This is a genomic window from Staphylococcus caeli (assembly GCF_900097965.1).
Lineage (GTDB): Bacteria > Bacillota > Bacilli > Staphylococcales > Staphylococcaceae > Staphylococcus > Staphylococcus caeli.
This window is the reverse complement of the sequence record NZ_FMPG01000009.1, coordinates 15,378-29,791: the sequence shown is the minus strand read 5'-3', so window position 1 is coordinate 29,791 and position 14,414 is coordinate 15,378. Positions and strand designations below refer to the sequence as shown.

At 33.8% G+C, this 14,414-nt stretch carries 14 protein-coding genes; all 14 read right to left on the bottom strand.

The genetic code is table 11. The features are described from left to right. Positions 1–47 precede the first annotated feature (47 nt). Complete coding sequence (pyrR, locus tag BJS11_RS09340; RefSeq protein WP_069995646.1) at positions 48–575, bottom strand: bifunctional pyr operon transcriptional regulator/uracil phosphoribosyltransferase PyrR; 528 nt, start codon at positions 573–575, stop codon at positions 48–50. A gap of 448 nt (positions 576–1,023) precedes the next feature. Then, positions 1,024–1,941 carry an RluA family pseudouridine synthase gene (locus BJS11_RS09335; RefSeq protein ID WP_069995647.1) on the bottom strand — a complete coding sequence of 306 codons (918 nt, stop codon included), beginning with the start codon at positions 1,939–1,941 and terminating at the stop codon, positions 1,024–1,026. 12 nt (positions 1,942–1,953) lie between these two features. Further along, positions 1,954–2,430: a signal peptidase II gene (lspA, locus tag BJS11_RS09330; protein ID WP_069995648.1), complete on the bottom strand. Its 477-nt coding sequence runs from the start codon at positions 2,428–2,430 to the stop codon at positions 1,954–1,956. Positions 2,431–2,577: 147 nt separating this feature from the next. Then, positions 2,578–3,372 (bottom strand): VOC family protein, encoded by a 795-nt coding sequence (locus BJS11_RS09325; protein ID WP_069995649.1) that lies wholly within the window; start codon positions 3,370–3,372, stop codon positions 2,578–2,580. 256 nt (positions 3,373–3,628) lie between these two features. Further along, positions 3,629–6,379 (bottom strand): isoleucine--tRNA ligase, encoded by a 2,751-nt coding sequence (gene ileS, locus BJS11_RS09320; protein WP_069995650.1) that lies wholly within the window; start codon positions 6,377–6,379, stop codon positions 3,629–3,631. Positions 6,380–6,619: 240 nt separating this feature from the next. Next, positions 6,620–7,222, bottom strand: coding sequence for a DivIVA domain-containing protein (locus BJS11_RS09315; RefSeq protein ID WP_069995651.1), 603 nt, complete (start codon positions 7,220–7,222; stop codon positions 6,620–6,622). A gap of 136 nt (positions 7,223–7,358) precedes the next feature. Further along, positions 7,359–8,138 (bottom strand): YlmH family RNA-binding protein, encoded by a 780-nt coding sequence (locus tag BJS11_RS09310; RefSeq protein WP_069995652.1) that lies wholly within the window; start codon positions 8,136–8,138, stop codon positions 7,359–7,361. A gap of 110 nt (positions 8,139–8,248) precedes the next feature. After that, complete coding sequence (locus tag BJS11_RS09305) at positions 8,249–8,539, bottom strand: YggT family protein (RefSeq protein WP_070014088.1); 291 nt, start codon at positions 8,537–8,539, stop codon at positions 8,249–8,251. A 13-nt stretch (positions 8,540–8,552) separates the two neighbouring features. Continuing rightward, positions 8,553–9,152, bottom strand: a complete 600-nt coding sequence (locus BJS11_RS09300; protein ID WP_069995653.1) for a cell division protein SepF — start codon at positions 9,150–9,152, stop codon at positions 8,553–8,555. A 5-nt stretch (positions 9,153–9,157) separates the two neighbouring features. Beyond that, positions 9,158–9,832 carry a YggS family pyridoxal phosphate-dependent enzyme gene (locus BJS11_RS09295; protein WP_069995654.1) on the bottom strand — a complete coding sequence of 225 codons (675 nt, stop codon included), beginning with the start codon at positions 9,830–9,832 and terminating at the stop codon, positions 9,158–9,160. A gap of 18 nt (positions 9,833–9,850) precedes the next feature. Next, entirely contained in the window at positions 9,851–10,639 is a 789-nt protein-coding gene (pgeF, locus tag BJS11_RS09290) for a peptidoglycan editing factor PgeF (RefSeq protein WP_069995655.1), read from the bottom strand. A 164-nt stretch (positions 10,640–10,803) separates the two neighbouring features. Next, positions 10,804–11,976: a cell division protein FtsZ gene (gene ftsZ / locus BJS11_RS09285; RefSeq protein WP_069995656.1), complete on the bottom strand. Its 1,173-nt coding sequence runs from the start codon at positions 11,974–11,976 to the stop codon at positions 10,804–10,806. Positions 11,977–12,005: 29 nt separating this feature from the next. Further along, positions 12,006–13,421, bottom strand: coding sequence for a cell division protein FtsA (gene ftsA / locus BJS11_RS09280; protein WP_069995657.1), 1,416 nt, complete (start codon positions 13,419–13,421; stop codon positions 12,006–12,008). Between the two features lie 105 nt (positions 13,422–13,526). Beyond that, positions 13,527–14,414 (bottom strand): cell division protein FtsQ/DivIB, encoded by an 888-nt coding sequence (locus tag BJS11_RS09275; RefSeq protein ID WP_069995658.1) that lies wholly within the window; start codon positions 14,412–14,414, stop codon positions 13,527–13,529.

Here is a 14,414-nt window from a genome sequence, read left to right as displayed (position 1 = left end):
TGTCTGCCTCTTCCCTTTTTCAGTCTCTCGTACCGAATTAAAAGGTTCTATTCAATTACTACTGCATTTCTATCATCTATTTCATTAAGAAATACCGAAACAGCCTCTTCTTTCGCAGTTGGAATATTTTTCCCTACAAAATCTGCTCTGATTGGTAATTCTCTGTGCCCTCTATCTACTAGCGTCGCTAATCCAATTTTTTGAGGACGTGCATATTGTAATACTGCATCTAGTGACGCTCTCACTGTACGTCCTGTATATAATACATCATCAATAATTATTACGACTTGATTTGTGATATTGACATCTATTTCATATGACTTTTCATCTATTTGATCGGTGCTTTGTTCTAAATCATCTCTAAATTGTGTAATATCAATCGTACCTGTAGGAACGGTCACTTCATCAATTTGTTCTATTTTTTGTTGAATGCGTCTCGCTAAAAATGCGCCTCTCGTCTTAATACCAAGTAAGACTAATTGGTCAGTACCTTTATTATATTCTAAAATCTCGTGCGCAATACGTGTCACTGTACGTTGAATTGCTGCCTCATCCATAATAACGCGCTCTGCCATTTTCAGCACCTACCTTTTTAAAATATAAAAAACCCCATGTCTTTATGAAGACATGAGGTTAACTAATTGTTATTCCAAACGTTTGAGAGCTTAATCTCACTATAAAGAGATTCTTGCTCTATCATTAGGGTGCTACTATCAATACAAATCGCATTGATTTGCATATTCAGTTTATGCTAATGACTTTACATTGCGTTCCATTTTATGAACTACAACAGCGTTTATTGTGTTTACAGTAAACGCTCGTTTGTATAACTTTAATTATTCCATGTCTTCGAAGCCTCTCTGGACTTACATTTAAAGACGTTCGTTCTTTATTAAACTGTCATTATATTATCATGAATATCCAACCCTTGCAAGTCACTTTGCAATATAACGAAGATTAAAACATGTATTATAATGCTAATTTTTAACTATCACTATCGCTGGTAGTTTAGCATAAACTCACTTATTGCTCACTTCTACGCAATTCTTTTAACAACTGTTCAAAGTCATCTGGTAATGCCGTTGATTTTTCAATATATTCATGTGTCACCGGGTGCTCAAATCCAATAACACCTGCATGCAATGCTTGTCCACCAATGTCCATTGTTTTTTTCGGACCGTATTTTGGATCACCAACTAATGGATAACCAATATATTTCATATGAACACGAATTTGGTGAGTACGACCAGTTTCTAACTGACATTCAATCAGTGTATATTTATTAAAATGTTCTAACACATTGAAATGTGTAACAGCACCCTTACCATCATCTACAACATCCATTGATTGACGGTCATTTTTATTTCTGCCAATTGGTGCATCAACAGTCCCATAATCATGCGGAATATTGCCATGTACTAATGCTATATATTTACGTGTAACAGTCTTATTTACCAATTGATCAACTAAACTACGATGCGCAACATCATTCTTCGCAACCATCAACAATCCAGATGTATCTTTATCAATACGATGTACAATACCTGGACGAATCTCCCCATTAATACCAGATAAATTCTTCATTTGATACATCAAACCATTGACTAAAGTCCCTGTGTAATGTCCAGCAGATGGATGTACTACCATACCTTTAGGTTTGTAGACTATTGCAACATCATCATCTTCATAATAAATATCTAAATTTAAATTTTCAGGTTGAATATCTGCATCGACAATTTCTTTTTCAGTTACAACAATAGAATCATTCATTTTTGTCTTGTAGTTTGATTTAATGACCTTGTCATTCACTTTTACAAGACCTTCCTTTATCCAGTCTTGAATTTGTGTACGTGACCATTCTGACTGATATTCAGGTAGCAATTTATCGATTCGTTGACCTACGTCGTCTTGTTGTTCTATTTTAAATTCATGTGTATCCATTAACTATCTCTCCTATTCTTCTTTCTTCATATCTTTTAATAAAGCGAAAACAATCAACAATACACCTATCGTTAAACTAGAATCAGCTACATTAAATATTGGAAAATTATATCCAAAAATATATGTATCAACAAAATCTACGACTTCTCCATGAAATACACGATCAATAAAGTTACCTAATGCACCAGCAAACAATAAACTTATCGCAACTTGCATCAACAAATTGTTTTTCGCTTCTTTAATAAAAAACACGATTAATACAACAAGAATGACAATTGTAATAATGTAAAAGAAGCCCATTTTACCACTTAATATTCCCCAAGCAGCACCATCATTACGATGTGACGTTATATTTAAGAAATTCGGGATGACATTAAACGAATCTCCAATTTTCATCGAACTAGCTATCATAAATTTTGTGATTTGATCTAACAATAATATAACAATTGTTATGAATAAAGAAATACCTATATAGTACTGACGTTTCATGTCTGTACCTCCTATTCTACGTTCAGTCGCTTTAGCAACAACTTTCATTATATCCTAATCAAACTTATAAAAAAAGTTACAGTTCGAATATATGATGAAAAATCGCTATTTCCTCTTTTATTAAAATAATTCATTAAATGCACATCGTTAAGTCACCTTATAAAAATTAAAGCGAAACACTATACCATCAGGACCAGTTAACTGCTTGTGCGTGGTTTCTGGATAATGGTAGTCAATACATGCTAGCCCATAGGTTGTTTCATTTTCTATACGTTTAATACTGGAATACCAATTATTCACTACAATGTGTTGGTGGTAACCATTCGATGACAAATACAATGCATGATTCGTTTCTATAGACGATGACTCCAGTCCAAAGAAATTTTTATAGTAAGTTGATACTTGCTTCAGATTAATTGTCTTGATATTAATGTAGCCTATCATGCTTTCATCAGGGATACCTTGCCATTTGTTATCAGATACATATGTTAATAAATGTGGCACATTTATAGGCTTCGTCTCTAATACTACTTTGCCGTCTTCAAACGCCCAGTCTTCAATCGGATGATCAACATAGAACTCGAGTCCATTGCCTTCAGGATCCTCTACAAATAGTGAGGTTGTTATATCGTGTTCACCCCCTGTTACAGGAATTGTATATTCACTTAATTGTAAAAGTAAGTCTGCTAAATCCGTCATTGAAGGTAACCTGATTGCGAGGTGATATAAACCAGCTTCAGATGTCAACGGTACGCGTCCCCTTTGCACCTCATTAAGTGTTAAAAAATGATTAAGATTTCCAATCTCATAATGTACGACTGAATAGGATTCATTCACCACATTCAATCCTAATACATCCTGGTAAAAATGTTTCAATGTTGCTTTATCTCTCACATTTAATGTTATACCATTTACAAAATGCGCACCTTGATTATGGAACATGATAAACACCTTTCTTTATAACAACCAGCATTATACTTAACTTATATTTAAATGCTGTGAAATTTATATTGTCTATTAAAATTATCTTTGACATCACTTTCATATAATTTTCAAATTGATATCAGCAATATTTGTATATTCTTATCATTGTACATTTTACTATAGCCCTTCACAATACTAAATTCAAAAAAGAGGCTAGGACATAATAATAATATGTCCTAACCTCTTCGAAATTATTTGAATCTATCACTTACAATTATACAAGTGTTTTTACGACTGCTTGGCAACGTGGGCATAAGTTATCAAGTTCGCCAACTGAACCTAACGCTTCGCTGTAATTCCAACAACGCTCACATTTCTCACCATGTGCATGTTCAATACGAATATCACCATATTGATAAGACACACCATCTTCAACTTGATCAACAACTTCTGCTTGTGATGTGATAAATAATTGTTGTAAATCATCAAATTGTTTTAAGAATGTAGTTGCATCAAATTGTGAATTACTACCGATGATTACTTTTGCTTCTAAAGATTTACCGATAACTTTTTCACTACGTGCTACCTCTAATGCACGGTTAACATCATCGCGTAATTTCATAAACATGTTCCATCTATCAACAAATTCGCGATCAATTTCTACTCGCTCTGGCATATTTGTTAAATGAACACTTTCTTCTTCGACGTGTGGAATATGAGACCACACTTCTTCAGCAGTATGAACTAAGATAGGTGCCAGTAATTTCGTCATATCTACCACGATTTGATAAAGTACTGTTTGCATACTACGACGTTTGTGTGAATCGCGTTCTTCAATATATAAAATGTCTTTACCGTAATCTAAATAGAAATTACTTAATTCGACATTTATAAAGTTTTGAACTTCTTGGTAAATATCTAAATAGTCGTAGTTATCATAATGGTCTAACGTATTTGATGTAAATTCACGCAATCTATTTAATAAATATTTATCAACTTCTAATAAATCTGATTCTGCAATGGCATCTGTAGCAGGATTATAATCGCTCACATTACCTAACATGAATCGTAATGTGTTTCTAATTTTACGATAAACATCAGAGCTTTGTTTTAAGATTTCATCTGAAATACGCACATCTGAAAGATAATCTACACTACTAACCCATAAACGAGCAATATCTGCACCTTTTTGTTTTACGATTTGATCTGGCACAATGACATTGCCTAATGATTTACTCATTTTCTTACCTTCGCCATCCATAACGAAACCATGAGATAATAACATTTTATATGGTGATTGACCTCTTGTTGCAACAGATGTAGTAATTGAAGAATTAAACCAACCACGATATTGGTCACTTCCTTCAAGATATAAATCTGCTGGATATGATAATTCTGGACGTGTTTCTAATACAGCACGATGAGATGAACCTGAATCAAACCAAACATCCATGATGTCAGTTTCTTTCGTAAATGTGCCATTAGGGCTAGCTGGGTGTGTAAAGCCTTCAGGTAATAAGTCTTTAGCTTCACGTTCGAACCAAATATTTGAACCGTGTGCTTCAAATAAGTCAGCCACATGATTCACCGTTTCGTTTGTCATGATAATGTCACCATTTTCAGCATAAAATACAGGTAACGGTACACCCCATACACGTTGACGAGAAATAACCCATTCGCCACGATCACGAATCATATTGTAGATACGAGTTTTACCCCAGTCTACTTTAAATGTAGTTTCATCTATCGCAGCTAAAATATCTTCACGCACTTTATCAATTGAGGCAAACCATTGTGGTGTTGCTCTAAAGATAACCGGTTTCTTAGTACGCCAGTCATGTGGATAGCTATGTGTGATAAATTCTAATTTAAGTAATGAGCCGTCTTCTTTTAATAAATCAGTGATTTCTTTATTCGCTTTATCATAAAACATACCTTCGAATTGTCCAGCTTCTTCTGTGAAAACACCTTTATCATCTACAGGGCTAATAACAGGTAATTTATATTTTTGACCAACGATATAGTCATCTTCACCATGACCAGGTGCTGTATGCACACAACCCGTACCAGCATCAGTCGTAACATGTAAACCATTAATCACTAATGACTCACGCTCAAAGAATGGGTGTTGCGCTTGAACATATTCTAAGTCTTTACCTTTAAATTCTTTTTCAAGAACTAAAGTATCTTCATCCCAACCTAATGCTTCGACAACATCACTTGCTAAGTCTTTACCAATGATATATTTTTCACCATTTACATTATATTGACCATAAGTTAAATCAGGGTGAACAGTAATTGCAACATTAGATGGTAACGTCCAAGGTGTTGTAGTCCAGATAATAAATTTAGCGTCTTCATCGACAATACCTTTACCATCTTTAACATCAAATGCTACATAAATGGATGGTGAACGCTTATCTTGATATTCAATTTCTGCTTCAGCTAAAGAAGATTCACTTGAAGGAGACCAATATACAGGTTTCTTACCTTTATAGATTAATCCTTTATCTGCCATTTCACCGAATAGACGAATTTGTGCAGCTTCATATTCCGGTTTCAACGTGATATATGGATCATTAAAGTCACCTTTAATACCTAAACGTTTGAAATCTTTTTTCTGATTTTCAATTTGATCTAATGCAAATGCTTCACATTTTTTTCTAAATTCTGCAATAGATAATTCTTTACGTTTTACACCTTTTTTCGTCAAAGCTTGCTCTATCGGTAAACCATGCGTATCCCAGCCAGGAACATACGGTGCATAAAAACCACTCATTGATTTGTATCTTGTAATGATATCTTTCAAGATTTTATTTAATGCGTGCCCCATGTGTAAGTTACCATTCGCATATGGCGGGCCATCATGTAAAATAAATGATGGATTACCTTCATTTTTTTCTAGAACTTTTTGGTAAATATTGTTTGTTTCCCAATCTTCTTGTATTTTCGGCTCCTTATTCGGTAAACCACCACGCATTGGGAAGTCCGTTTTCGGCATTAATAACGTATCTTTATAATCCATATTTTACACTCCTTCATCCATTTTCAGTATTAGTTCAATTAATAAAAAGAACCCTAAGTTCAATTAACAGGGACGACATTAACCGCGTTACCACCCTGATTAACTCAACTTAGAGTTCTCTCATTGCAACTATTCATTTTATAACAACAGTGATATCAAAAACGAACATATATAAGGCTCACACCATCCCTTACTCGCTGTCATATGCGTACCGTTTCTAACTTGTCTGCTATTTACTCATTATGCTTTATTATTATTTTCGTTTGCTTTTGTAGCTTGCTCGGCTTCTGCTTTCGCCTTCATCGCCTTTTCTTCCTCAGTCAAATCATTTTCGTGTAAATGATTGATGTTTTCTTGCGTCACTTGTTCAGAATCAAGATCATAGTTTAACAAATAATCCCAATCTTCATTCTTAAGCAAGTCCAATTGTGCTTCAACAAGCATACGGAATCGTGATCTAAATATTTTAGATTGGCGCTTCATATCTTCAGTTTGGAATGATAAACGACGTGCTTTTTCAACACCATCATTAACAATTTTATCTGCTTCTGCTTTTGCTTTTGCAATTGTTGCATCTGCTTCTTTTGTTGCCGCTGCTTTCGTTTCTTCACCAGCTTGTTTCGCTTGAATTAAAGCGTCACTTACAGATTGATGTACATCTTTATATGATTGGATGTTAGTATCTTTGTCCTCGATAACTTTTTCTAATTGTTTTTTATCTTCTTTTAAACGTTCGATTTCATTACTAAGTTGTGTTAAATAACTTTCAACTTCTGACGGTTCAAAACCATTTTTCACTTGAGTAAAAGTTTTATTTTTAATTTCACTTGGTGTAAAAGGCATGTGTTATCCTCCTTCTATAATACACTAATTTCTTATTCGATTAAATATGTGAAATAGTGTTTAATCAACAATATGTTATTATAATATCTTATTTAATACATTATGCAAAGCTTTCATGTCTTGAATGACATTACATTTACTTAAATAGTGTTTGATAAGTAATGCGTACTTTATCTTTTTTTGTCTTTCCACCAATGTCTACCAACATTGCTCGACCGTAGCCTTGTATCGACAACAAATCTCCACGATCTAACTGAAAGTCTGCTGAATCAATTATTGTATGGTTCACTTTAACTCGCTTTTTATCAATAAGTTGTTTGGCTATCGTTCGTGATTTTCGAATCATTTCTTTAAGTACAACATCTAAACGCAAACCACTCACTGTCGTATCAAATGATTGCCAATGCTCTTTTGATTGTATCATATCTTCTAGCGGAATAGAATTAAGTTTAACTGTTGCACCTTTGATTTTATTTAATTCCAACATAATATAAGATTCTAATTGTTTTGTCAAAGTAAATTGGATTTGATTGTCAATCAAGATGTCTCCAAGTTGCTCTCTTTCAATACCCAACGACATTATGGTGCCTAATATGTGTTGATGTTGTAGCGTCACAAATTTTTGAGGATAATCAATTTCCATTAGTACGATTTCAAATTCTGAAATTTCAGGTTCAAAATAGCTCGGTGCGATGATGGCTCTCTTGCGTTCGGCATTAGGTCCACCATAAAGTGATACTTCTAAATCTCCAAAACTTCCGACAATGACTTCCATAATATATTGTCCACGCGGATCTAAAAACGGGGTTAATACAGGTGCATATTGATCATTAGCACGATGACACTTATCCAGCAGTTGATCAATTAATGCATGTTCTTCTTTTCTAAAATGCTGATAAATATCGATATATATCACTCCAAATACAACACAAAGCACCTCGCGTTTACTAACGTTAGGTGCTCATGCTTTATTTTAAACATTATGAACTAATGTTTGACCCCAATCTTCAATTTCAAATATTCGTTCTAAATTAAATTGTTTAAAATCAAATTAAAAATGCTAGCCAAACCTTGTTGGAATAATACCAAAACAATAATTGCAACAATAGACGATATATCAATCATTCCGATTGGTGGAATAATTTTACGAAACTGTTGTAAAAATGGTTCATAAATTTTTGCTAAAAACTGACCAAATTTATTATCACGTGCATTTGGTATCCATGACATAAAGAAATAGACAATCATACCGTAATAATAAATTTGAACCAAGAATAAAATAAATTTAAATATACTTGCTAATAAACCTATATCCATTTATTTCTAACCTCTATTCACCTTGGTATTCCATATTCTCTATCTGATCTGTGATGCTACCAGCAACTTCTACATTATCTGGCGTGCATAGGAATATGTCTGATCCAACACGTTGAATATCGCCACCAATTGCATAAACTGTACCACTTAAGAAATCAATGATACGTTTCGCTGAGACTTTATCAATGCGTTGTAAATTCACTAAAGTTGCGCGGCGATTTTTCAACTCATCCGCAATATCTTGTGTATCTGAAAAAACACGTGGTTCAAATAAACACATTTTAGAACTTTCTTGTGTAAACTCAAAATGATCTTGTTCTTGATTATTCATATTCACAACGTTCCTAGCATTATTTTTTGATGAAGTGTTATTCATTTGATACTTCCTTTCACCCGTTGATTGTTGTAATCTTGTTGATTGTTTTTTGGGCACGGATTGTATAGCTCTCTGTCTTTCAGTATTTACATTACTAGATTGTTCTGTATATTGATTTTGAGACTGCGCTTGTTGTTTATGTTGTTGTCTACCTTGTTCTTCTTCTGGTGGCGCTTCTAATTGGTCATCTTCCTCTTCAACCACGAAAAATCCACTAAATAAATCTTTTAAAGCCACGGGGCTCACTCCTCTTTTCCTACAAGTTTAGTCCCAATTCTCACAAATGTTGCACCAACCTCTGCTGCTATATGGAAATCATTACTCATTCCCATCGATAATTCAGTACAAGGTGCATAATTTAAATTGAGCGCTTTAATCTCATCTCTTTTTGATTTTAATAATTGAAATAGGTCTTTTATGTATGACTCATCTTCTGTTAGTGGAGCCATTGTCATAAGTCCTATAACTTCTATGTTTTCGAAATCTTTCAGTGCTTCAATAAAACCGTTTACTTCAGACAATGAAACGCCTTGCTTCGATGCTTCACCTGAAACATTGACTTGCACAAAACATTTCACTTGATGATCTGCTCTTTTATTGATTTCTTTGGCTAATTTCAAACGATCTAAAGCATGAAAATAGTCAATATCATTAATAACTTCTTTTACTTTTCTCGTTTGTAATGACCCTATAAAATGCATAATAGCATCACTCGGTAATGCATCTTTCTTTTCTTGAAAACCTTCAATACGGTTTTCACCAAAGTGTCTAATTCCTGCATCATATGCATCATTAGCACGGTCTATTGTAACATACTTTGTCACTGCAATCACGTTTGGCAATGTTGAAGTATGACCCTTTTCACTTGAAGTTTCAATTTGTGTATTAATTTGTTCTAAATTATTTTTTACATTCAAATTTTAGACACCTCTTTATCATTGACCTATATATGCCAACATTCTTCCAGTATTTCCCTTTTCTACTCTATAAGAGAAAAATAAAGACAAGTCTTCTGATGTTGCATAGTCAGTAATATAAATATTTTCCGAAGGTACACCTGCATATTCTAGCAATAGCGCATTCGCAATTTTCAAATCAATTCCATGTCTGTCTTGATCACGTGTAAATACATATCGATCACTTTCAATGGGAAGCGATTCGAATTTAGATTTAATATCATCATTAATTTCGTAAGTAGGTGATGTGGCAGGACCAATTACTATATTTAAATCTCCTAAATCAAAATCTATCTTTGCAATGACTTCATTAACAATTTGTCCTACTGTACCTCTCCAACCCGCATGTGCTAGAGCAATAAAATGATGCTTTTCACTAAAGAAATAGATGGGTACACAATCTGCATAACACATTGTCAATAAAATATCAGATTCATAAGTAAACATTGCATCAATGCCATGTAAACGATCCGTCAATATATCGATATTAGTACCTTTATCATCTGCTGTAATTTCAACCACTTTATTCTCATGTGTTTGAATTGGGAAAACCCATTGTTCCCTAGGTATTTGAATAACTTTAGCAAGTGCTTGTTGATGCTTTGTGATATTTTGTTGAACATCATCAATATACCTCGCCATATTGAAGGCGTCATGCGGGAATGGACTAAATCCTGCTTCTCTAGTTGTAATACCCAATTTCACATTTTTTAATTGTGCATCTTCATACTGCAGAATATGCTTATGTTTAATAAATTTTTCTGACATGACGGTAGACCTCCAAAAAATATAATATCAAACCTAGTTCATAAAAATATAACAGATCTATTTTTACATAGTTTCATAATCAACACATACTACAATTAGAGGCTGAGACACCACTATGTCCCAGCCTCACACGATATTAATGTTACATCGTAATAATGTTTATATTAACGTCTTGTTCTTCTTGAACGTCTTTCTTCTCTGTTTCTGATGAAACTTGGAATATCATCTTCTTTAGTAGTATGTGTTCTACCTTCACTTGCATTGTCTGATGATTGAGACGTACTTGCTGAACTTGATGTAAAAGTATCTTCTTTAGAAGTATGGTTGCTTATAGCACTGCTTCCGAAACCAGTGTTTGATGCTTTACGTCCTTGTGATGACGGTTTGTCTTCAAAACCTGTTGCAATAACAGTTACAACAATCTCATCTTGTAATTCTGGGTTAATAACTGTACCGAAAATCATATTCACGTCTTCATCTGCAGCATCTTGAACGATATCAGCTGCTTCTTGTGCTTCAAAAAGTGATAATGATTCGCCACCAGTAATATTCATAAGCACACCTTGTGCACCGACAATTGAAGTTTCTAATAATGGAGATGAAATTGCTTTTTTAGCTGCTTCAACCGCACGATTTTCACCTGATGAAACACCAATACCCATTAATGCAGAACCTTGGTTAGACATGATTGTCTTAACATCTGCAAAGTCAAGGTTAACTTCACCTGATACAGCGATTAAATCAGAGATACCTTGTACACCTTGGCGTAGCACGTTATCTGCTTCTTTGAATGCTTCCATCATTGGTGTAGATTTATCAACGATATCTAATAAACGATCATTAGGAATCACGATTAACGTATCTACAGCTGCTTTCATTGCTTCAACACCTGCAGCAGCTTGAGTTTGACGTTTACGGCCTTCAAAACCAAATGGACGCGTTACAACACCAACAGTTAGCGCACCCATTTCTTTTGCAATTTTGGCTACGACTGGTGCTGCACCAGTACCAGTTCCGCCACCCATACCTGCAGTAACGAATACCATATCTGCACCCTGGATTGCATCTTCGATTTGTTCACGTGACTCTTCTGCTGCTTTTTTACCAATTTCAGGGTTTGCACCAGCACCTAAACCACGTGTTAATTTTTCACCAATTTGGATTTTAGACTCAGCTTTAGATAAGTTTAAAGCTTGTCCATCCGTATTAATTGAAATAAATTCAACATTATTCATACCGTGGTCAATCATACGGTTTACAGCGTTATTACCGCCGCCCCCTACACCGATGACTTTTAACGTCGCTAAATGATTAAATCCTTGTTCAAATTCTAACATTTATATTTCCTCCTAGTTTTAATGGCCAATCAATCGAATAGAGATTTCATAAGTTTTTTAAATTTACCTTCTTCTTTGTCCTGAGGTTTACCTTGTTCTTCATAAGTGTCATCGTATACCTCTGGCTCTTCCGTTTCAACAGGTTCGTCTGTCACTCTTGAATCAGAATTTGACGATTGAAGTGCATTATCTTGTTTGTTCGACTTCTTCTTGAACCAATCAAATCCACTTGATTTCGTACTTTGTTCTCTTTCTTCGGATTCGATAACTTCTTCTTCAAATTCTTCATTGTCATGATTACTTATTGTAACATAATCTAGCAATTCATCGAAAGTAATGCTACTAGAAATTGTAGAAATCGCTGAAGAGAACTCTGGTTTTCTAATTCCCATTTGAGATGGTGTATGAATTCTTACTTTTTCACTAACCATGTCTTGAAGCAATTCTTTAACACCTAGCAAATTGGCTGAACCGCCTGTAACAACGAAACCACCATTAACTTTAGTAAGACCAAGTTCTTGTAAGACTTCGAAAACGTTAAAGAAAATATCTTCTACACGTGCTTCAATAATATCTGCTAAATCTTTTTGTGTAAATTGTGCATCTTCTTCACTATCTACTTGGTCAACACTGAATACATCTTGGTCAGATGCTGAATCAAAGAAAGCGTGACCATATTGGTGCTTAATCTTCTCTGCTGTTTCGAATGAAGTATTCAACCCTTTAGCTATGTCTTCAGTAATATCTCGTCCTGCCATTTCAAGTGCATCGGCATCGACAAGTTCACCACGTTCATAAAAAGCAAGTTGTGTAATATCTTCACCAATATCAATCACACAAGCACCTAATTCTTTTTCAGTAGCTGAAAGTACTGATCCGTAATTATATGCGTCAGAGTATACATCCAAGACATCTACTCCACATGATTCAACACATTTAATCATATTGATAAGAATTGATTTTTGAATGGCAATGACACCAGCATCAACTTTTAAGCTATGTCTTGCAACAAGCTCTTTTGGATCAGAGACTTCATTATCTCCATCAACTACAAATTTAATCGGAAATGCATTAATAATTTCAGTTTCTGGTACATCATTTTTCTCTCTAATACTTTCAAGTACACTTTCAATATGTGTACCATCTAGTTCTGTATCTTCATAAAATTCTATTTCATTAGATTCATCAAATACTTCTGTTCCGATAATTGGAAGTTTTAAAAATACTTCCTTTATATCAACGCCTGAAGCTATAGAGGCTTTTTTGATAGTATCTTTAATTGCTTGTTTCGCAATATCAAAATCATCAATTAAACCATTTTTTATCCCACTTGTGTAGGTCTGTCCTGTACCTATCACATTTATACCATTGTGAAATTTTTCGCCCACTATTGCTTTAACACTTGATGAACCGATATCTATACTTACATAATAATGCTCTTCCATAGATAGGCACCTCCTGACAATCACTTATTCAAGTTCACACTATTTACAGTTTACAATACGTTTCGACGCTTGTGAACTATAAACACATGTATTTGTCTAAATTTTTTAATTATTTTTCTTTGTTTTATCTGCAATCTTATTTAAAGCATTTTGCAACTCATCTTTTGCTTTATTTTCTTCTGCTGAGCCTTTTTCAACATTTTGGTCACTTGTAGATTTTGTATTGCTACCTCCATCATAAGGAATGAACGACGCACCTACTGATAAATCAATGTATCCAGATTTCTTAAGGTTCCCAGATTCGTCTCGTTCTAATGATTGTGACATTTGTGGATAATACTGCATTTTATTTGCAATTGTATTTAGATTGCCAACGATTTGGATTTCATCTGCTGTAAATAATTTAACTTGGTTTTGCGCATTTTCTTGTGGATCATATTTTATTTCTGCAATAACACTTCTAACCTTAGCTGGCATTTTAGATAATTCTTGGATAATTTTTTCTTTTTTATCTTTTTCGAATCCTTCTAAAATAGGTCCATCATCCATCGCGTTCCCATCATAACCTTTTAGTTCTGAACCATCTTCTAAAATCGGTACATAATTGTCTTTTTGCTTAATCAAAGCGACAATCTGTTTTTCAGATATTTTAACAGATAATTGATTAGGAAATTGTTTTTTTACTTCAGCACTTTTTATTAAATTATTGTTCTCCAAATTGCTTTGAGCCTTAGATGTACTAAATGTATACATTCTAGAATTATCTTTTACATTTATAGCTTTATTAATTTCGTTCTTCGAAACATTATCATTGCCTGTAATTTTCACATTATTTACCTTACTTAATGGTGTAAACATATAAATTAATATTAATACAATAATAAACAACAATACGCCAAAAACGGTATATTGAATTTGTTTTTGTCTTTTTCGTCGCTTTTCTCTTTTTTCTTTTAAGTATTCAGAATCAAAGGTTTTCACTTTATCAGACAT